This is a genomic window from Promicromonospora panici, from assembly GCF_900608595.1.
Taxonomy (GTDB): Bacteria; Actinomycetota; Actinomycetes; order Actinomycetales; family Cellulomonadaceae; genus Promicromonospora; species Promicromonospora panici.
Window position 1 is genome coordinate 1 of sequence record NZ_UWYY01000022.1, and the last position, 19,728, is coordinate 19,728.

The following is a 19,728-nucleotide window of genomic DNA, read 5'->3' on the forward strand; positions in this document are numbered from 1 at the left end:
AAGGAGCCTTCCTTTTCTGACCAGTGATGGCCAGAAAAGGAAGGCTCCTTTATTTTGCGGTCAGGGACTTGGCGGCTACCGCGAGCCGGCGCCGAACCGCAATCTGCGTGTCGTTAGCGGCCCCTGCGGACGCGAATGTTTCGACTCGACGCTCTCGGCGACCATCAGGATGCGGTTCGGCGTTGATGGGGGGCGACGTGCCACGGCCCGCAGATCGCAGAGATTCACCGTGCGCGCGGTGGAATCGGGGCGATCGAACGCCGTCCGGCGACTAGACTGGCGGCCATGTCCACCATCTCCCGTGACGAGGTTGCGCGCGTGGCTGCGCTGGCACGGATCGACCTGCGACCTGACGAGGTCACCCGCCTCGCCGGTGAGCTCGACGTGATCGTCGAGTCCGTCGCTCGCGTGAGCGAGGTCGCCACCGCAGACGTGCCGGCAACGAGCCACCCCCTCCCGCTGACGAACGTGTTCCGAGACGACGTACCGGAGCCCGCCCTGCCGGTCCAGGATGTGCTGGCCGGTGCCCCGCAGCAGGAGAACGGACGCTTCGCCGTCCCGCAGATCCTCGGCGAAGAGTGATGGGAAGCAACGACATGACACAGGACATCACCCGACTGAGCGCGTCCGACCTCGCGTCCGCGCTGCGGAGCAAGGACGTCTCCAGCGTCGAGGCCACACAGGCCCACCTGGACCGCATCGCCGCCGTCGACGGGGATCTGCACGCGTTCCTGCACGTCTCCTCCGAGGAGGCGCTGGCCACGGCCGCCGAGGCCGACGCGAAGCGCGCCGCCGGCGAGGAGCTGCACCCGCTCGCGGGTGTGCCCATCGCGGTCAAGGACGTCGTGGTCACCAAGGGACTGCCGACGACCGCCGGGTCCAAGATCCTCGAGGGCTGGATCCCGCCGTACGACGCGACACTCGTCCAGCGCATCAAGGCCGCGGGCCTGCCGATCCTCGGCAAGACCAACATGGACGAGTTCGCCATGGGCTCCTCGACGGAGCACTCGGCGTTCGGCAACACCAAGAACCCGTGGGACCTCGATCGGATCCCCGGTGGGTCCGGCGGTGGTTCCGCCGCCGCCGTGGCCGGCTTCGAGGCGCCGCTCGCGATCGGCACCGACACCGGCGGATCGATCCGCCAGCCTGGCGCCGTGACCGGCACGGTCGGTGTGAAGCCCACCTACGGTGGCGTCTCCCGGTACGGCCTGATCGCCATGGCCTCCTCGCTCGACCAGGCCGGCCCCGTGACCCGCTCGGTGCTCGACGCCGCACTGCTGCACGAGCTGATCGGTGGTCACGACCCGCATGACTCGACGTCGATCAACGAGCCGGTCCCCGGCGTCGTCGCGGCCGCCCGGCACGGCGCGAACGGTGACCTCAAGGGTCTCCGGGTCGGCGTCGTCAAGGAGCTGTCGGGCGAGGGCTACCAGGCCGGCGTGTCCGCCCGGTTCGACGAGTCGCTCGACCAGCTGCGTGCGCTGGGCGCGGAGATCGTCGAGGTCTCCTGCCCGAGCTTTGGCTACGCGCTGGACGCCTACTACCTCATCATGCCCGCCGAGGCCTCCAGCAACCTGGCCAAGTTCGACGGCATGCGGTTCGGCCTGCGGGTCGAGCCTGCCGAGGGGCCGGTCACCGCGGAGCGCGTCATGAGCGCGACCCGCGGCGCGGGCTTCGGCGACGAGGTCAAGCGCCGCGTCATCCTGGGCACCTATGCCCTGTCGGCCGGCTACTACGACGCCTACTACGGCAGCGCGCAGAAGGTACGCACGCTGATCCAGCGCGACTTCGCCGCCGCGTTCGAGCAGGCCGACGTGCTGGTCTCGCCCACGGCGCCGACCACGGCGTTCAAGTTCGGCGAGAAGCTGGACGACCCGCTCGCGATGTACCTGAACGACATCGCGACGATCCCGGCCAACCTCGCGGGTGTGCCGGGCATGTCCCTGCCGAACGGCCTGTCGGACGACGGCCTGCCGGTCGGCTTCCAGATCCTGGCCCCCGCCAAGGCGGACGACCGGCTGTACCGCGTGGGCGCCGCCCTCGAGGCGGCCCTCGAGTCCCGCTGGGGCGGACCCCTCCTGAACAAGGCACCCGAACTCAAGACCACGGAGCTCGCCCGATGACCGCCGCAACGACGACCGGCCTGGTCGCCTACGAGGACGCCGTCCGCCGCTACGACCCGGTGCTGGGCATCGAGGTGCACGTGGAGCTCGGCACGCTGACCAAGATGTTCTGCGCGGCGGAGGTCGCGTACGGCGGTGAGCCCAACACCCAGGTGACGCCGGTGAGCCTCGGGCTGCCGGGCGCGCTGCCCGTGGTCAACGGCAAGGCCGTCGAGTACGCGATCCGCATCGGCCTCGCGCTGAACTGCACCATCTCGGAGAACTGCCGGTTCGCCCGGAAGAACTACTTCTACCCGGACGTCCCCAAGAACTTCCAGACCTCGCAGTACGACGAGCCGATCGCCTTCGACGGCTGGATCGACATCGAGCTCGACGACGGCGCGGTGTTCCGCGTCGAGATCGAGCGCGCGCACATGGAGGAGGACGCCGGCAAGAACACCCACGTGGGTGGCGCTACCGGCCGCATCCAGGGCGCCGAGTACTCGCTGGTCGACTACAACCGTGCGGGCATCCCGCTGGTGGAGATCGTGACGCGGCCCATCGAGGGCGCCGGCGAGCGCGCACCCGAGGTGGCGCGCGCCTACGTGCAGACGCTGCGCGACATCTTCCGCACGCTCGACGTCTCCGAGGCACGGATGGAGCGGGGCAACGTCCGCGCGGACGTGAACCTGTCGCTCCGCCCGAGCCCTGAGTCGCCCCTGGGTACCCGGACCGAGACCAAGAACGTGAACTCGTTCCGCTCGATCGAGCGCGCCGTCCGCTACGAGGTGTCCCGCCAGGCCGGTGTGCTCGACGCGGGCCTCCCGGTCATCCAGGAGACGCGCCACTTCCACGAGGAGGACGGCACCACGTCGTCGGGCCGCGTGAAGTCGGACGCCGAGGACTACCGGTACTTCCCGGAGCCCGACCTGGTGCCCGTGGCCCCGAGCCGCGAGTGGGTCGAGGAGATCCGGGCGACCCTCCCGGAGATGCCGGTCGCGCGCCGTCGTCGGCTCCAGACGGAGTGGGGATACGCCGACGCCGAGATGCGCGACGTCGTCAACGCGGGCGCCATCGAGCTCATCGAGGCGACCGTCGCCGCTGGCACGAGCGCCGCGGGCGCGCGCAAGTGGTGGATGGGCGAGCTGGCCCGGCGGGCCAACCAGGACGAGGTCACGCTCGAGGACCTGACCGTCACCCCGGCGCAGATCGCGCAGCTGCAGGGGCTCGTGGAGTCGGGCCGGATCAACGACAAGCTTGCCCGCCAGGTGCTCGACGGCGTGCTCGCCGGCGAGGGCGACCCGGAGGCAGTGGTCGTGTCCCGCGGTCTGGAGATCGTGTCCGACGACGGCCCGCTGCTCGCCGCGATCGACGACGCGCTGGCGGCTCAGCCTGACATCGTGGAGAAGGTCCGCGGCGGGAACCAGGGTCCGGTCGGTGCGATCATCGGCGCGGTCATGAAGGCCACGAAGGGTCAGGCCGACGCGAAGCGGGTCCGGGAGCTGGTGCTGGATCGGATCGGCTCGTGATGAGGCCGGGCAGGTGACACGCGGCCCGCTCCTGCACGGCGAGATGATGCGGCTGCGCCCGATCGAAGGGCGCGACGCGGAACGCCTGTGGGAGGCGGTGCAAGATCCGGAGGGTACCCGTCTGACGGGGACCACCGCCGTCTTCACGCGCGAGCAGATCAACGAGTGGGCGAGCACGGTCAGCGACCGGCCCGGCCGCTACGACTGGGCGATCTGCCCCGCCGCGGTGCGGGACGGCAAGCCGGTCAGCGACGACATGATCGGCGAGATCGTGCTCAACGACCTCGACGAGGACGTCCGCTCGGCGAACCTGCGGCTCCAGCTGCTCCCGAACTACCGGGGCCGCGGGTACGGCCGGGAGGCCATCCAGGAGGTGCTGCGGTTCGCGTTCGACGGTGTCGACGGCGAACCCGGCCCGGGCCTGCACCGGGTGAGCCTGGACGTGCTCAGCATCAACCCGCGTGCCCAGGCCCTGTACGAGTCGCTCGGCTTCCGCGAGGAGGGCCGCCTGCGCGACGTCTACCGTGACGGCGACACCTGGGCGGACGCGATAGTGATGAGTATCCTCGAGGACGAGTTCCGGGCGATGCTGCGGCCGTAGGGCGTCGCCGGGGACGTAGGTCCGGACGAGTACGCAGTCCTGAATGTTTGTCCGACTGCGTATGAAGTGAGCGCTAACATCCCTCCATGTCGCATCTGTGCCGTCTGCTGCTGCGGGCGTTTGCCGTGGTGGCGCTGACGTCCGTCGCCGCCCAGCTCGTCTGCGTCCCGGCTCAGGCGGCGACGGATATCACCGACCAGGTCCGGGGAGGCGAGAACGTCGAGCTGGCGGGCGACGCCACGATCACGCTCGGCGACGGCGAGGAGGTCGTCTACGGCGGCGTCTTCTCCGGCGTGGGCACCCTGACGGTCAGCGGGCGGGGCAAGCTCGTGCTGACCGCGGACAGCGACTTCCAGATCCCCGAGGACCGCCGACGGCAGCGGATGGAGATCCTGGGCATCACGAATCATCCCTATGCCGCCGTGCACGACCCCGACCCTCCGGCCGTCACCGTCGAGGCCGGCGCGACGCTTCAGTACGGCGACGGCACCGGTGGTACGACTGGCCGGATCGGCCACTACCCGTACGACTACCCGAACTTCGCGTGGAACGTCCTCAACCACCAGGTCGACGGAACGCTGATCGTCGCCGTCGGCGGGGCGCTGTACCACCCGGGCATCCTCTCCGGCGTCGGCGTCCTGAACCAGCCACGCTTCATCTGGGACGGCGTCGAGCTGGCCGGGGACCACCCGTTCTCGGGCACCATCGTCAACGGCACCGGGGTCCATGCCAGCAAGCGGGAGATGTTCCGGACGTCCCTGCCGAACCTGTCCAAGCTGGTCAACTATGGCTCGTTCATGATCGATACGCCCCACGCCTATGACACCGTCCTCGGTTTCAACGTCTTCTCCCGCGAATGGGGGAACGACATCAACTTCTACGGTGCCCCTGACGGCAGCCGCGTGATCATGTCCGGCGTCTACTCCTGGAGCGACCAGGGCTCGGAGACCGACCCCTCGCTGTCGAACCCCGACCTGAACTACGTCGCGGTGCCCAAGAACATCAACAAGCGTGGCGTGAACATCCAGGGCGCGATCGTCCAGTGGGGCGACGGCACCCACAACCGGTTCTTCCTGCCGGGCACGCGCGAGACGATCTACATCAACCTGTACACGCGCCGTGCCCGCGGGCACTTGATCTTCGACTACAACGGACCCGTCACGCTGGGCGCGCCGATCTCGGGCGGGCAGTACCACGACACGATGGACGCCGTAGCGGTCGGCGACGTCACCATCGCGGGCACGCCGGGGAACGACGTCACCTTCGCGGACCAGCAGAACTACGACGGCACCACCACTATCGAGGGCGGCGCTACCCTCCGGCTGGGCACGGGTAGCCCGGGACAGGACTCCTGGCTGATCACCGGAACCGAAGGCGCGAGCATCGTCGATGACGGCGCCCTCGTCGTCGGCAATGCCGAGCAGGCCATCGAGCTCTCCCGGATCTCCGGCACGGGTTCCTTCGAGCAGGCGGGCCCGGCCGCGGTGACGTTCACGCGTGACACCACCTACTCGGGGCCGACGACGGTGTCGGGAGGCGCGCTCGTGCTCGCCGGCGGAACCCTCGCGTCATCGGCGAGCCTGCAGCTCTCGAAACCTGGCGCGACGCTCGACATGACCGCGGCGGGCGACCAGACCGTGAACAACCTGAGCGGCGTCGGCCGCACGATGCTTCGCCTCGGCGCGGACACCGTGACGATCGCGAGCAGCAAGGACACGAAGTACGCCGGAGGCGTCGAGGGTGCCGGCGGCATCGTGAAGTCCGGGACCGGGACGCTCGCCTACTCCGGGAAAAGCACCGCCAAGGGGCCCTGGGCCGTCACCCAGGGGACGCTCTCGCTCGCGCGCGCGGAGCTCGGCGGGGATCTCGCGGTCGACAGCTCGCTCCGAGTCAACGGGACGGCTGCCGTCGGCGGCAGCCTGACGCTCCGGAGAAAGGCCACCCTTGAGGCGGGCACCGGCTCCGCGCTGACGGTCGCGGGCGACGTCGCCCTCGGCGGCGCCACGCTCAAGATCCGCCACAAGGACGGCGCCCCGCTTCCCCGCGAGGTGCCCGTCATCTCCTCCGGCGGTGAGATCAGCGGGACGTTCAAGGGCCTCGACGAGGGCGCCCGGCTCGACGTCGGCGGCAAGGCCTACGAGATCAGCTACGCGGACGGCCGGGTCGTGCTCGCCGCCCCGGCGCCCGCAGTCGTCCCGAGCTCGGACGCCGCGTCCGAAGCGAGTGCCGGAGTGTCCGCTCCGCCGAGCGGTGCCTCCCCGGTCGTCGTGGGTACCGTCGTCTCGGTAGCGGCGCTCGGCCTCGGCGCGCTGGTCTTCTTCGCCCTCCGCCGACGGCGAGGGATCGCAGGCCCACGGCATATCCGACGCCGCATCGCGGCGTCCTTGCCTAGACCGCAGGCCCGCCCGTGATGTAGGCCGTCAGCTGGTCACGCTCGGCCTGGATCTCGGCGATCCGGTGCTTGACCACGTCTCCGATGCTCACGATCCCCGTCAGCCGGGCATCGACGAGCACGGGGACGTGCCGCACCCGGTGCTCCGTCATGACGGGCATCAGCTCGTCGAGCGTGGCCTCGGGCCCGCAGGTGTGCACGGCGGCGGTCATGATCGCCTCCACCGTGCCGTCCAGGATGCCGTCGCCGTCCGAGTGCAGCCGCCGGACGACGTCGCGCTCGCTGACGATGCCGTCCACGTGCACGCCGTCGTCGGACACCACGACGGCGCCGATGCCGTGCTGGGCGAGCAGGGCGAGCAGGTCACGCACGCTCCGGTCCCGGGAGATCGTGACCACCGAGCTGCCCTTGCGCCGCAATGCCTCTGTTACCCGCATTCGAGTACCCCCTCGCGTGCACGCCGGAATCCGCGTCATTGCGGGCTCCTGGTACGACCGTACGGCACACGACAGGGTTCAGGTAGGGGGTGAAGTCTGATCGTCCGGCGGCGAAGGGACGGGATGCGCCGCCGCTGACGCATCCCGTCCCGGCTAGCGGGGCACGTGCGTCATGAGCACGTGGCCGATGGCAGCGTGTTGCTGCCGTTCTTGTAGAGCGTGACGCCGAAGTTGTTGCCGGCCCCGTTGGGCGTCGCGGTCAGCGTGCCGGTACTGCCGGTCACATTGGCGTTCCAGCTGTTCTGCAGCGACTGGCCGCCGGAGAGGCTGATCCTGGTGGTCCAGCTGTTCGTCCCGCTGACCGACAGGTTCACGTTGAACCGGTCGCTCCACTCCTGCCCCCTGGTGACGTTGACGGTGCAGGAGGTGCCGCCGCCACCACCTCCGCCCCCGCCGCTCGTGCCGACGGTGATGTTGGAGTTGCCGCTGCTCTGGAACCCCTCGGTGGCCATGATCTGGTAGTCGTGGTTGCCCAGGTTCATGCCGCGCGCGGCCCAGGCGTCGAAGTGGGCGCCTGCGGAGATGGTGCCGCCGGTGCGCTTCTGCTGGCGGACGCTCCAGTACTGCGGGAACGTCGCGGTGCCCTCGATGGACGGCTGGTTGTAGCGCATGGTCCGGTAGATGTCGTAGGTGCCGCCGTCGGTGGTGACGGTGCCCTGGTAGTCGCCCGTGGGCCGGTAGGTGCCCCAGTTGTCGACCACGTAGTACTCGACGAGCGGGCTCCTGGTCCACCCGTACAGCGTGAGGTAGGAGTTTCCGGAGGGGTTGAACGTGCCCGAGTAGGTGACGTTGCGCCGGGCGCCGGTGGCCCAGCCCTTGCCGGCGACGAAGTTGCCGGTGTTGCTCCACTGCGTGGAGTAGTTGCCGCCGGAACCAAGGTTCATGGAGACGGTTCCGGGGGCGTCGGTCCAGAACGAGTAGAAATACCCGCCGTGGTTGCCGGTCTCGTTGCGGTCCACCGCGGCGGCGGGGACCGAGGTGGCCACCATCCCGGCCGCGAACAGGGTCAGGGTGGCGCCGATGCTGGCCAAAGTCCGGAGCAGGCGGCCGCGGCGCGGTGGCCCCGATTGCTTGGTAAACGATTTCGCAGTGGTAAACGTTTTCGCCATGTCGCACCTCGTTGTACGTAGCAGTGAGCGGATACATGCGTGTGACGCGCGCGGGTCCCGAACAGCGGCGTCCAGGTAACCGGCATCCTTGCAGGCAGGGCCGATAGTTCGACGTCGGCGGCCTGCCGGTAGACAAGTGTGCACAGGCCGCATGGCTGGGTCAAGGGTTGGCGGGTCACCCTGTGGACGCCGGGTGTCCCGAGCCGCAGACCGGAGGTAGCGTGCAGAGGCCGCCTGCCCCGCACAGTGCCCGGCCAACCAGTGCGGCCACCCAGCATCGAAGGAGCTGAACCGTCATGAGCCGTCCCCTGCGCTCCCGGACGTCCACCCACGGCCGCAACATGGCCGGAGCCCGCGCGCTCTGGCGTGCGACCGGCATGGGTTCCGAGGACTTCGGGAAGCCGATCATCGCGATCGCGAACTCGTACACGCAGTTCGTACCGGGGCACGTACACCTCAAGGACATGGGCGACCTCGTGGCCTCGGCGATCCGGGAGGCCGGGGGCGTCGCCAAGGAGTTCAACACGATCGCCGTCGACGACGGCATCGCGATGGGCCACGCCGGCATGCTCTACTCCCTGCCGAGCCGCGACCTCATCGCGGACTCCGTGGAGTACATGGTGCAGGCGCACACCGCGGACGCCCTGGTGTGCATCTCGAACTGCGACAAGATCACGCCCGGCATGCTCAACGCCGCGCTGCGGCTGAACATCCCGGTGATCTTCGTGTCGGGCGGGCCGATGGAGGCAGGTAAGGCCGTCGTGGCCGACGGCGTCGCGAAGACGCCGCTGAACCTGATCAACGCGATCAACTACTCGGCCGACGAAGGTGTGGACGACGCCGCCCTCGGCCTGGTCGAGGAGAACGCCTGCCCCACATGCGGCTCCTGCTCCGGCATGTTCACCGCGAACTCGATGAACTGCCTCACCGAGGCACTGGGGCTCTCGCTGCCGGGTAACGGCTCGACGCTCGCGACGCACGCCGCCCGCAAGGAGCTGTTCCTCGAGGCCGGGCGCACCATCGTCGACCTGGCTCGCCGGTACTACGAGGACGAGGACGACACCGCCGCGCCGCGCGGGATCGCCACCAAGGCGGCGTTCGCCAACGCGATGGCGCTCGACGTCGCCATGGGCGGCTCCACCAACACGGTGCTGCACGTTCTCGCGGCGGCCCAGGAGGCGGAGGTCGACTTCACGCTCACCGACATCGAGGACATCAGCCGCCGGGTGCCGTGCCTGTCGAAGGTCGCGCCGAACCACCCCGACTACCACATGGAGGACGTGCACCGGGCGGGCGGCATCCCCGCGCTGCTGGGCGAGCTCGACCGGGGCGGCCTGCTGGACCACGACGTCACCTCGGTGCACACGCCCACGCTGCGCGCGTGGCTCGACGACTGGGACATCCGTGGCGGCAAGGCCACCGAGCGGGCGCTCGGCCTGTTCCACGCGGCCCCGGGCGGGGTGCGCACCACCAAGGCGTTCTCGACGAACAACCAGTGGGAGACCCTCGACACCGACGGCGCCGGCGGCTGCATCCGCTCGGTCGAGCACGCGTACACCGTCGAGGGCGGGCTCGCAGTGCTCCGCGGAAACCTCGCGGAGGACGGCGCCGTGTTCAAGACGGCGGGCGTCGATCCGGACGTGTTCCACTTCGTCGGCAAGGCGCTGGTCTGCGAGTCGCAGGACGAGGCCGTCGAGAAGATCCTGACCAAGCAGGTCGAGCCAGGGCACGTCGTGGTCGTGCGCTACGAGGGCCCCGCCGGCGGGCCGGGCATGCAGGAGATGCTCTACCCGACGTCGTACATCAAGGGTCGCGGGCTGGGGAAGGTGGTCGCGCTGATCACCGACGGCCGGTTCTCGGGCGGCTCCAGCGGCATCTCCGTGGGGCACGTCTCCCCGGAGGCCGCCGCGGGCGGCACGATCGGCCTGGTCGAGGACGGCGACGAGATCGAGATCGACGTCGACACCCGCATGATCCGGATCAACGTGCCGGACGAGGTGCTCGCCGAGCGCCGCGCCAAGATGGAGTCCTCCGAGCGGCCGTGGGAGCCCGTCGCCCGCGACCGGTACGTGTCGCCGGCGCTGCAGGCCTACGCGGCGTTGGCGACGTCGGCCGACCGGGGTGCCGTGCGGGACGTCGCGCGGCTCCGCCGGGGCTGATCCGCCCGGCGCACGCAGGACGGCAGGCCCGCACCTCCCGGGGTGCGGGCCTGCCGCTCTATCGCCGTCGCCAAGCGCAGGTCCGTGTCGCACGAGACGGCGCCCTGTGCTCGGGTGAGGCGCGAGTGTCACAGGCTCGTGACAGGGTGAGGCGAGACGAGCAGGGGACGACACCGGGAGACGGGATCATGACGGACGGCATCACCGCAGCGGAGTTCGCCGCGGCAGAGGGTACGGGCGACTGGCGTGTGCAGGGCGATTCGGCGGCCGCGCGGTTCACCACAGGTTCTTTCGCCACGGGCCTGAGGTTCATCACGCGTATCGGCGCACTCGCCGAGGCTGCCAACCACCATCCGGACGTCGACCTGCGCTACGGGACGGTGACCGTGCGGACCTCGTCGCACGACATCAACGGGCTGTCCCGGCGGGACCTCTTGCTCGCGCGGGAGATCTCGGCGGCGGCTCGCGAGCTCAGCATCGAGGTGGATCGGGGCGATCTCTGAACGGGCGAAAAAAGCGGTGACCCTGGCGCGGTGGTCGGGTAGCGTCCTGCGTTTGTGCGCTCGCTCCCGCCCCCCGCTCGGAACCCCTACTGGCGGTTCCTGGTAGCGGGTATCCGCGGCCAGTCGGCCTACCCGCTGGCGACGCTCGCGGGCCTGGTGGCGAACGCGACGTTCGGCCTGCTCAAGGGCGGAATCATGGGCGCGGCGGTCGAGAGCTCGGGCGGCGAGCTGGCCGGGTACTCCGCGGCCACCATGGCCGCGTTCGTCTGGCTGGGGCAGGGCATGCTCGGCTCGGTGAACTTCTGGGGCGGCAGCGACCTGCAGGCCCGGATCAAGTCGGGTGACGTCGCCGTCGACTTCCTGCGGCCGGTCAGCGTGCAGGCGGCGAACGTCCTGACCGACGTCGGCAAGGGGTTGTTCGCCCTGCTGCCGCGCGGGCTGCCGAGCGTGGTCATCGGGGTGCTGGTGTCGAGCATGGTCCTGCCCGCCGACCCTGCCGCGTACGCGCTGGGGCTGATCAGCCTGCTGCTCGGCATCACGGTCTCGCACGCCACCGTGTACGTGGTGGCCACGACCGGGTTCTGGCTTGTGGAGACGCGCGGCGTCAGCGTGCTCTACATGGCGCTCTCCGGGTTCTTCGCCGGCCTGTACACGCCGATCTACCTGTTCCCCGACTGGCTGCTGACCCTTGCGCTGCTCACACCCTTCCCGTCGATGATGCAGTTCCCCATCGATGTGCTCTCCGGGCAGGTCACGGGGGCGGCGGCGGGGCAGCACCTCGGGGTGCAGGTGGTGTGGCTGGCGGTCGTGCTCGGCGTCGGGCACCTGATGACGCGGGCCGGGCGCCGCAGGCTGGAGGTGCAGGGTGGCTGACGTACGCCGCTCAATGCGGGCCTATCGGGCGGTCCTCGCAAGCCGCGCACGCTCGCAGGCGAGCTACCGGGCCAGCTTTCGTATGGACCTGGTCGGCGCCCTGCTCGTGGGCATCATCGAGTTCACCGAGATCTGGGTGCTGTACACCGCGTCCGACCAGATCGGCGGGTTCACGCTCGCGCAGATCATGCTCGTGTTCGGCCTGGCCGACCTCGCCTTCTCGTTGGCGGACCTGGTGTTCGGCCACTGCGACAACCTTCCCCTGTACGTACGCAAGGGCACGCTCGACGTGTTCTTCCTGCGGCCGCAGCCGGTGCTGGCGCAGCTGGTGACGAGCGACCTCAGCCTGCGCCGGATCGGGCGCTGCCTGGTGGGCGCGACGGCGCTGACCGTGGGGCTGGTGGTCAACGACATCGACTGGGGCGTGGGCACGATCGGGCTGCTGGTCCTGTCCCTGGCCTGCGGGTTCGTCATCTTCGCCGCGCAGTTCGTCATGGCGGCCGGGCTGCAGTTCTTCCTGATCAACGGCGCCGAGATGACCAATGCGTTCGTCTACGGCGGCCGGTACGCGGCGACCCAGCCCGCGACCGTGTGGCCGCGCGCGCTGCTGGTCCTGTTCGGCGGGATCTTCCCCGTGGCGTTCGCCGCGTACCTCCCGGTCTCCACGTTGCTCGGGGTGCCCAGCGTGGCCGGGCTGCCCGTATGGCTGGGCTGGTGCGCGCCGGTCGCGGCGCTCTGGGCAGTGTGCGTCGCCTGGCTGTGCTGGCGCTGGGGCCTTCGTCACTACCGAGGAGCAGGCGGATGAACGTCATCGAGACCGAGGGCCTGACCCGGGTGTTCACCGGGCGGCCGGACCGGAAGAACCGGCTGCGGCGGGCCCGGCACGTCGCCGTCGACGGCCTGGACCTGACCGTCGAGACGGGTGAGTCGGTGGGCTACATCGGCGCCAACGGCGCCGGGAAGTCGACCACGATCAAGATGCTCGTCGGCATCCTGGTGCCCACCAGCGGTGCGGTGACCACGGTCGGGCTGCACCCGCTGAAGCAGCGCCGCGCGCTCGCGCGCCGGATCGGCGTGGTCTTCGGGCAGCGTTCGCAGCTGTGGTGGGACCTGCCCGTGCGCGAGTCGTTCTCGATCCTGTCGGCGATCCACTCCCTGTCCGCCGGCGACGAGCGCACCCGGACGGCCGAGCTCGTCGACATGCTCGAGATGGGCGAGTTCCTGACGACGCCCGTGCGTCAGCTGTCGCTGGGGCAGCGCATGCGCGCCGAGGTGGCGGCGGCGCTGCTGCACCGGCCTGAGCTGCTGATCCTCGACGAACCGACGATCGGCCTGGACGTGCTGTCCAAGCAGCGCCTGCGCGAGTTCCTCGTGGCCCAGCGCCGCGAGCACGGCACGACGCTGCTGCTCACCACCCACGACATGGGGGACGTCGAACGGCTCTGCGACCGGATCCTCGTCGTCGACCACGGCCGGCTCGCGTTCGACGGCACGCTCGACGGGCTGGCCCGTACGGTGGGCGCGCGGCGCGAGCTCGTGGTGGACCTCGCGACGGCGAGCCCGGATCTGGTGGACCTGGACGGCGCGGAGCACGTGCGCAGCGAATCGGGCGGCCTGCGGCAGCGCCTCGCGTTCGACCCGCAGCACACGACGGCGGCACGTCTGCTCGCCGCGGTGTCCGAGCGAGCCGAGGTGCTGGACCTGTCGATCACCGAGCCGGACATCGAGGACGTGGTGCGGGAGATCTACCGGGCCACCCGGGGCTGACCCCGCCGGGGCCCCGGGCCCCGGGTGGTCGGCAGAACGTCAGGTAGTCGGCATTCCGAGCTGCCGATGACCTGACATTCTGCCGACCACCCGGATCCAAAACCCGCGCGTCACGGGGGTGCCCTACTCTGTGCCGGTGCTTCCCGAACCAGCCGCCGTGCTGAACCCGGTCACCGCCCGATCCACCGAGCCGTCCCAGCAGCCCTCGCAGTCCCCGCGCCCTGTCGCCCGCATCGCCGAAGTGGCCGTTCACCTGCCCGAGCGCACCCGAGACGTGGCCGACGCCGAGCGCGAGCTGCACCGCAGGAACCCGAAGGTCGCGCCGCGCCTGCCGATGGTGTCGCGCCTGACCGGCGTGCGCCGCGTCCACGTGGCCGACGACGACCAGCAGGCCTCCGACCTCGCCGTCGCCGCCTCGCGCACGGTCCTGGACCGGGCGGGACTGGAGCCGGCGGACGTCGACCTGCTGATCTTCGCCTCCGCGACGCAGGACATGATCGAGCCCGCGACCAGCCACATCACCGCCGCCAAGCTCGGCGTCCGCGCGCCCGTGATGGACGTCAAGAACGCCTGCAACTCCGTGCTGAACGGCATCGAGGTCGCGGAGGCCCTGATCGGCACCGGCCGGTACCGCCGGGTGCTGGTCGCGTGCGGCGAGATGCCCACGCGCGGGGTCCGGTGGGACGTGCCCGACCGCCGCACGTACGCGATGTCCGCGGCCGGCTACACGATGTCCGACGCCGGGGCCGCGGTGCTCGTCGAGGCGACCGGCGCCGGGGGCGGTGGTGCCTCCGGGCGGATCGACGGCTTCGAGGACGACCTCGCCGCGGAGCTCGCGGGGCTCGTCGGGACCGCCGGCCGGCCATCGGGCATCCTCGGCTCGGCGTTCGCCGCCGAGTCGCAGCACTGGGACGTCGGCATGCTCCCGGGCGGCGGCACGGTGAACCCGCGCGACCCCGAGCGGACCTACTTCGAGATCGACGGCTCGCGGCTGCGCGAGGCGTTCGACGCGTTCGGGTCCGGCCCCGTGGACGAAGCCCTGGCCGCGGCGGGCGTGACCATGGACGACGTCGCGCTCGTCGCGGTGCACCAGGTGGCGGTCACCTACCTCGCGGACGTGCACCGAACGGTCGGCGTGCCGGCCGACCGCACCATCGTCACCGTGGCCGACCACGGGAACATCGCCTCTGCGACGCTGCCGTTGCAGCTCGCCATCGCTCTGGAGTCCGGCCGGCTGCAGCGGGGCGACGTCGTGCTCCTGCTCGGCCTCGCGGGCGGGATCAGCATGGGGGCGATGGTGGTCCGGTGGTGACCCCGCACCGCGAGCGCCGCGAAGGAGCGGAAGAAGCAGTGGAGCACCCGCGCCTCGCCGTCGTCGTGCCCGCGCTGAACGAGGCGCACGAACACGGGATCCTGCGCACGCTGGAGGCGCTGCACGCGCAGGAGGACGACGATTTCGACCTGGTGGTGGTGGACAACGGGTCCACCGACGGCACGCCCGACGTCGTCCGCAAGGCGATAGCGGACTGGGGACGGCTGCGCTGGCGCGTCGTCGAGGAGACCCAGAAGGGGACCGGCGCCGCCGCCGACACGGGCATGCGCGCGGCCATCGGGCTCGGCGCCGACCTGCTGGCGCGGACGGACGCCGACTGCCTGCCGCCGTCGACCTGGACCCGTGCGGTGCGGGCGGCCTTCGCGTCGGGCGACGAACTGGTCGCCGGGCGGCTCGTACCGCGGACCGACGACCTGCCGGTATCGCGGTTCCAGCAGGGCGTGCTGTCGTTCGCGCTGTGGGCGTCGAGCACGTTCGGCAAGGTCCGGCCGGGCAACCAGGACGAGGGCTACCTCGGGCCGTACGTGATGACGCCCGGCTGCAACATGGCGATCACCGCGTCCTTGTACGAACGCGCCGGCGGGTTCCCGCGCACCCGGATCGAGGACGTGCACGAGGACCGCGCCCTGGTCAACGCCGTGCGGCGGCTGACGACTCGGTACGCGGAGCATCCTGAGGTATGGGTGCGCGCGTCGACGCGCCGCGTGCACGCCTGGGGCCTGGTGCGCACACTCGGCTGGTACGCGGACCACCGTTACCGGCCCGAGGTCGTGGACATCCGATGAGGACTGCACTGGCGGGTCGGCGGTTGACGGCGGCCGTCGTCGGCGAGGCGCCCGAGGCGGCCTGGGAGGAGCATGTGCAGCGGGCCGCGCACCCGGTGGCCTACCCGGCGCTCCGGTCCGCCCGGAACCGGCCCGTGGTGCGGGTACCGCGCATCGGGGTGGTGGTGAGCGACGCCGCGCTCGCGCGCGAGGTGCTGCTCGACCCGGACCACTTCTCGAAGGTGGGCCCGGGAGCGCCGTCGGACCTGTGGACGCCGGTGCTCGGGCCGTCCGTGCTGCTGAACATGGAGGGCGCCGAGCACGCCGCGCTGCGGCGCGCGCTCGGGCCCCTGTTCTCGCCCCGGGCGGTACGCCGGCTCGTGGCGGCGGACGGCGCGGGCGACACGGACGGCGCGGGTGTGCTGCCGGACCTCACGCGGCGGCTCGCCGACGGGGAGACCGTGGACTTCGCGGCGGCCGTGTCGGCGCAGGCCGGGGCGGTGATCTGCGGGATGGTCGGGCTGCCGCCGACGGACGACGCCGTGCGCTCGTCCATGGCGGCCGCCCAGACGATCACGGGGATGGTGCGGCTGCACCGGCACGGGCTCACCCGGTCCCAGGTGACCCAGGCACGGGCGGTGCTGGAGCGGCTGACCGCGCCCGCACGCGCCGCGTACCGCGCGGGCGACTCCGCGACGGTGCCCGGGCGGATGCGCGACCTGGGCCTGTCGGAACGCGAGGCGATGGGCGCGGTCGGGGCCTTCGTGCTCACCGGGACCGAGACCATCCAGTCGTTCGTGCCGCGGCTCGTCGCGATCGCGCACGACACGGGCTGGACCGCCCGCCTTCTGGCGGACGACGCGCAGCTACGCCGCCGCGCCGTCGAGGAAGGGCTGCGCGTCACGGTGCCGACGCCTGCGATGCTGCGCTCCGTCCGTGGCCCCGCGTCGGTCGGCGGTGTGCCGGTCGCCGCGGGCGACCGCGTCGTGATCGCCACCGTGAACTGCTGCCGGGCGGCCGGCGGCTTCGATCCCGACCGGCCCGTCGACCCCGCCGTCCGGCACCTCTGGTTCGGCGCCGGGCCGCACTTCTGCCTCGGCATGCCACTGGCGGTCGCGCAGGTGGACGCGGTCCTGGACGCGCTCGCGGCGGCGGCGTCGGACGGCCGCGTGCCGGTCGTGGGGCGGCGCCGTGCCGCACACGGCGTGCTGGTGCCGGCGTACCGGTCCCTGAAGCTGAGCATGCGCGCCGTCGGTGGCGCCGGGTTCCCGGAGGTGGCGGCGTGACGCACTTCCTGGACGATCTGCTGGCCGTGGCGCGGGACGCGCCCGACGTCGTCGCGCTCCGCTGGTTCGGCGACAGCCGGTTCGGCGGCCTGCTCGGCCGCCGGGACGGCGCGCGGGTCCGCGAGGAGGTGACGTTTGACGAGCTCGCCGAGCGGATCCAGTGGACGGCAGCCGGTCTGCTCGCGCGGGGCATGGAGCCCGGCGACCGGGTGCTGTTCAGCATCCGGCCCCGGCCGGAGGGCGTGATCCTGTGCCTCGCGATCCTGCGCGCGGGTGGCGCCGTCGTCTTCGTGGACCCCGGCTCGACGCCGGAGCTGTTCGCCGCCCGGATCGCGGCGGCGAGACCGCGCTGGGCGGCGACGGAGGCGTTGCTGTACGCAGCGTCGTCCGGCCCTTTGCGGGGGATCGCCCGGTCGCGCGGGCTGCTGCTCCCGGACTACGGGCGGCTGCCCGTGCGGCACCTGTACACGGGACCGCGGCTGCCGGGAGTGCCCCGCGGCGCCCGGCGAGTGCAGCGCCTGGCGAAGCCGGGCGTGGGTCCCGCTCCGGGCTCGGGTCCGGCTGCGAGCTCGGCTCCGGGCCATGCTTCGGCGTCCGGGGGAGCGACGGACGACGCCGACCGGGAGGCGCTCATCGTGTTCACGTCCGGGACGACGTCCGATCCCAAGGCGGTGGTGCACACCGCGCGCACGCTCGGCGGCATGCTGAGGCTGTTCGCGCAGGTCGGCGACCTGCGGCCCGGCCAGCGGGCGCATACCGACCAGATGTTCCTCGGGCTGCCCGCGATCCTCGCCGGGGGCACGTGGGAGATTCCGGCGAGGTCGCCGAAGGACGCGCCCGAGGCGTTCGCGCGCGGCGTCGCCGGGGCCGACTCGTCGTTCCTGGTCCCGGCCGACGTCACCGCGCTGCTCGACGTCCTGGAGGCCCGGGCCGAAGCGGCACCCGGGTCCGCGGACCCGCGCGACGCGGCGTCGGCGGCGTCAGCGGAACCTCTCGACGGCGGCGAGCGCCGGGCAGTGGGCCCGGCCGTGCTGGCTGTCGGCGCGGCACCCGTCACGGTCGCGCTGCTCGAACGGGGCCGCCGCATCCTGCCGGGTACGCGGTGGCTCGCCGTCTACGGCGCCACCGAGATCCTGCCCGCCGCGGTGACGGACGCGGGCGAGAAGATCGCGGCTGCGGCGTCGGGCGACCTGGTGGGCCGCCCGCTGGACGGGATAGGCGTGCGGGTCGACCCGGCCGTCGTCGACCTGGACGATGCCGCGCCGGGCGGGCCGACGTCGTCGGACGGCGAACCGCCGGTGGGAGAGCTGGTGCTGACCGGGCCGTCGCTGATGGCGGGCTACCTGGCGGATCTCGACGCGGGCAAGCCCCGCGCCACCGAGCACCGCACCGGCGACCTCGCCTATCAGGACGGCGCCGGGCGGATCGTGCTGGTCGGCCGGAACCGGGACATGATCATCCGCGGCACGGTGAACATCTACCCCGGCTTGTTCGAGCCGCGTCTGCGGGAGCTTCCGGGGGTGGCGGACGCCGTCCTGGTGGGTGTTCCCGTGCCGGACGGCGACGAGCGGGTGGTCCTCGTGGTGACAGCGGAGGGCGGGCCCGGGGGAGCGGGGGCGCCGCAGATCCGGCCGGACACGGAGCTGGCCCGGTCGGTCGCGGACCAGGTCGCGGGTGTGCTGGACCACGGCGCGCTGCCCGATCTGGTGGTCGAGGCGTCGCACCTGCCGCTCGCGGGCCGCTCCCGAAAGCCTGATCGTCGTGCACTGGTCAACTTGGTGTCACCACTGGCGGGTACAGTGCGCGCATGAGGGTGGCTGTGACCGGTTCGTCGGGTTTTGTCGGGGGTGCCGTCGTCCGCGACCTCGCGGCGCACGGGCACGAGATCGTCGCGTTCTCGCGGCGTGTGCCTCGTCTGCCCAGCGAGATCCTCCATCAGGTCTCGCACCAGTTCTGGGACCTGCGGGACGGGCCGCTCGCCAAGGAGGACCGGCCGGAGGACATCGACGCCGTCGTGCACTGCGGGGCTGCGGTGAGCGACGGGGGCAACCACGCCCGGGCGTGGGTGGTCAACGTCGAGGGCACGCGTGCCGTGCGCGAGACGTTCCCGGAGGCGCGGTTCGTGCATGTGTCCTCGGGCAGCGTGTACGACCCGCGCACGCCCAGCGTGACCGTGAGCGAGGCGGAGGCGCCCGCACGCGGCTACGTCAACGCGTACGGCTCCACCAAGGCGGCCGCCGAGCGTTACCTCGCCGCCGACGCCGCGCGCGAGGACCGCGGGCCCGTCGTCGTGCTGCGGCCGCACGCGGTCTACGGTCCTGGCGACACGACCCTGCTGCCGCGCCTCGAGTCCGCGGCGATCGGCGCCTGGCTCCCGATCCCCGGCGGCGGGAAGGTGCGCCAGCACCTCACGCACATCGAGACACTGGCCCAGGCGGTGCGGGCGGCGCTGGACGCCGACGTCGAGCCGGAGATGGCCGCCGGCCGGCCGCTCGTGGCCAACGTCGCCGATGCCCGGCCCGTCGACCTGGACGAGACCCTCGAGCTGCTCATGTTCGCCAGGTTCCGGCCGGTGCAGGTGGTGGGGATCCCGATCCGGCTGGCGAACGCGCTGGCCTGGGCCGGGGAGCGGGTGTCCCGGTGGACCGGCCGGGAGCCGCGTCTGTCGCGGTACGCGATCAGCCACCTCGCGATGGAGCGCACCTACGATCTCACGGTGCTGCGCGAGCGCCTCGGCGTCGACCCGGCGCCGACGTCCCTGCACGGCGCGATGAGCTGGTAGACGTCTGTCCGGAATGCCCTACCCTGTGCGG

17 protein-coding genes are annotated in these 19,728 nt (G+C 71.6%); 15 read left to right on the forward strand and 2 right to left on the reverse strand.

Annotation, left to right across the window (positions count from 1 at the left end; genetic code table 11):
* Positions 1 to 285 precede the first annotated feature (285 nt).
* From gatC to EW117_RS23140, 5 genes are all read left to right on the forward strand, one after another.
* Entirely contained in the window at positions 286 to 582 is a 297-nt protein-coding gene (gene gatC, locus EW117_RS23120; RefSeq protein ID WP_129789061.1) for an Asp-tRNA(Asn)/Glu-tRNA(Gln) amidotransferase subunit GatC, read from the forward strand.
* 14 nt (positions 583 to 596) lie between these two features.
* A complete protein-coding gene (gatA, locus tag EW117_RS23125; protein ID WP_129789062.1) occupies positions 597 to 2,123 on the forward strand; it encodes an Asp-tRNA(Asn)/Glu-tRNA(Gln) amidotransferase subunit GatA in 1,527 nt (508 codons plus the stop codon).
* Positions 2,120 to 3,631 carry an Asp-tRNA(Asn)/Glu-tRNA(Gln) amidotransferase subunit GatB gene (gatB, locus tag EW117_RS23130; RefSeq protein WP_129789063.1) on the forward strand — a complete coding sequence of 504 codons (1,512 nt, stop codon included), beginning with the start codon at positions 2,120 to 2,122 and terminating at the stop codon, positions 3,629 to 3,631. Before gatA ends, gatB begins: the two co-directional genes overlap by 4 nt.
* A 13-nt stretch (positions 3,632 to 3,644) precedes the next feature.
* Positions 3,645 to 4,232 (forward strand): GNAT family N-acetyltransferase, encoded by a 588-nt coding sequence (locus tag EW117_RS23135; protein ID WP_129789064.1) that lies wholly within the window; start codon positions 3,645 to 3,647, stop codon positions 4,230 to 4,232.
* Between the two features lie 86 nt (positions 4,233 to 4,318).
* A complete protein-coding gene (locus EW117_RS23140; protein WP_129789065.1) occupies positions 4,319 to 6,643 on the forward strand; it encodes an autotransporter-associated beta strand repeat-containing protein in 2,325 nt (774 codons plus the stop codon).
* On the opposite strand, the gene EW117_RS23145 is transcribed toward EW117_RS23140, so the two are convergent.
* On the reverse strand, positions 6,621 to 7,061 hold the full coding sequence (locus EW117_RS23145) for a CBS domain-containing protein (protein WP_129789066.1): 441 nt from the start codon (positions 7,059 to 7,061) through the stop codon (positions 6,621 to 6,623). The two genes, EW117_RS23140 and EW117_RS23145, sit on opposite strands and share 23 nt — an antisense overlap.
* A 170-nt stretch (positions 7,062 to 7,231) precedes the next feature.
* The gene (locus EW117_RS30555) at positions 7,232 to 8,152 is read right to left on the reverse strand and encodes a glycoside hydrolase family 11 protein (RefSeq protein ID WP_277986488.1); all 921 of its coding nucleotides are present in this window, start codon (positions 8,150 to 8,152) and stop codon (positions 7,232 to 7,234) included.
* Between the two features lie 374 nt (positions 8,153 to 8,526).
* Here EW117_RS30555 and ilvD point away from each other — a divergent pair, with 374 nt between their 5' ends.
* From ilvD to EW117_RS23200, 10 genes are all read left to right on the forward strand, one after another.
* Positions 8,527 to 10,389: a dihydroxy-acid dehydratase gene (gene ilvD / locus EW117_RS23155; RefSeq protein WP_129789068.1), complete on the forward strand. Its 1,863-nt coding sequence runs from the start codon at positions 8,527 to 8,529 to the stop codon at positions 10,387 to 10,389.
* Positions 10,390 to 10,577: 188 nt separating this feature from the next.
* Entirely contained in the window at positions 10,578 to 10,892 is a 315-nt protein-coding gene (locus EW117_RS23160) for a 4a-hydroxytetrahydrobiopterin dehydratase (RefSeq protein ID WP_129789069.1), read from the forward strand.
* A gap of 54 nt (positions 10,893 to 10,946) precedes the next feature.
* Positions 10,947 to 11,765, forward strand: a complete 819-nt coding sequence (locus EW117_RS23165) for an ABC transporter permease (RefSeq protein WP_129789070.1) — start codon at positions 10,947 to 10,949, stop codon at positions 11,763 to 11,765.
* A complete protein-coding gene (locus EW117_RS23170) occupies positions 11,758 to 12,570 on the forward strand; it encodes an ABC transporter permease (RefSeq protein ID WP_242504479.1) in 813 nt (270 codons plus the stop codon). The genes EW117_RS23165 and EW117_RS23170 overlap by 8 nt, the downstream gene beginning before the upstream one ends.
* A complete protein-coding gene (locus EW117_RS23175) occupies positions 12,567 to 13,532 on the forward strand; it encodes an ABC transporter ATP-binding protein (RefSeq protein ID WP_129789071.1) in 966 nt (321 codons plus the stop codon). Before EW117_RS23170 ends, EW117_RS23175 begins: the two co-directional genes overlap by 4 nt.
* A gap of 136 nt (positions 13,533 to 13,668) precedes the next feature.
* A complete protein-coding gene (locus EW117_RS23180; protein ID WP_242504480.1) occupies positions 13,669 to 14,844 on the forward strand; it encodes a 3-oxoacyl-ACP synthase III family protein in 1,176 nt (391 codons plus the stop codon).
* A gap of 38 nt (positions 14,845 to 14,882) precedes the next feature.
* Positions 14,883 to 15,650 (forward strand): glycosyltransferase family 2 protein, encoded by a 768-nt coding sequence (locus EW117_RS23185; RefSeq protein ID WP_129789072.1) that lies wholly within the window; start codon positions 14,883 to 14,885, stop codon positions 15,648 to 15,650.
* On the forward strand, positions 15,647 to 16,915 hold the full coding sequence (locus tag EW117_RS23190; protein ID WP_207212007.1) for a cytochrome P450: 1,269 nt from the start codon (positions 15,647 to 15,649) through the stop codon (positions 16,913 to 16,915). The genes EW117_RS23185 and EW117_RS23190 overlap by 4 nt, the downstream gene beginning before the upstream one ends.
* Positions 16,912 to 18,726, forward strand: a complete 1,815-nt coding sequence (locus EW117_RS23195; protein WP_129789073.1) for a class I adenylate-forming enzyme family protein — start codon at positions 16,912 to 16,914, stop codon at positions 18,724 to 18,726. Before EW117_RS23190 ends, EW117_RS23195 begins: the two co-directional genes overlap by 4 nt.
* On the forward strand, positions 18,723 to 19,697 hold the full coding sequence (locus EW117_RS23200) for an NAD-dependent epimerase/dehydratase family protein (RefSeq protein WP_129789074.1): 975 nt from the start codon (positions 18,723 to 18,725) through the stop codon (positions 19,695 to 19,697). Before EW117_RS23195 ends, EW117_RS23200 begins: the two co-directional genes overlap by 4 nt.
* Positions 19,698 to 19,728: the final 31 nt, after the last annotated feature.

What these genes read in the sequence shown, in the direction of transcription:
- gatC (WP_129789061.1), top strand. Translation starts at nt 286, where the DNA reads ATGTCCACCATCTCCCGTGACGAGGTTGCGCGCGTGGCTGCGCTGGCA.
- gatA (WP_129789062.1), top strand. Translation starts at nt 597, where the DNA reads ATGACACAGGACATCACCCGACTGAGCGCGTCCGACCTCGCGTCCGCG.
- gatB (WP_129789063.1), top strand. Translation starts at nt 2,120, where the DNA reads ATGACCGCCGCAACGACGACCGGCCTGGTCGCCTACGAGGACGCCGTC.
- EW117_RS23140 (WP_129789065.1), top strand. Translation starts at nt 4,319, where the DNA reads ATGTCGCATCTGTGCCGTCTGCTGCTGCGGGCGTTTGCCGTGGTGGCG.
- EW117_RS23145 (WP_129789066.1), bottom strand. Translation starts at nt 7,061, where the DNA reads ATGCGGGTAACAGAGGCATTGCGGCGCAAGGGCAGCTCGGTGGTCACG.
- ilvD (WP_129789068.1), top strand. Translation starts at nt 8,527, where the DNA reads ATGAGCCGTCCCCTGCGCTCCCGGACGTCCACCCACGGCCGCAACATG.
- EW117_RS23160 (WP_129789069.1), top strand. Translation starts at nt 10,578, where the DNA reads ATGACGGACGGCATCACCGCAGCGGAGTTCGCCGCGGCAGAGGGTACG.
- EW117_RS23175 (WP_129789071.1), top strand. Translation starts at nt 12,567, where the DNA reads ATGAACGTCATCGAGACCGAGGGCCTGACCCGGGTGTTCACCGGGCGG.
- EW117_RS23190 (WP_207212007.1), top strand. Translation starts at nt 15,647, where the DNA reads ATGAGGACTGCACTGGCGGGTCGGCGGTTGACGGCGGCCGTCGTCGGC.
- EW117_RS23200 (WP_129789074.1), top strand. Translation starts at nt 18,723, where the DNA reads ATGAGGGTGGCTGTGACCGGTTCGTCGGGTTTTGTCGGGGGTGCCGTC.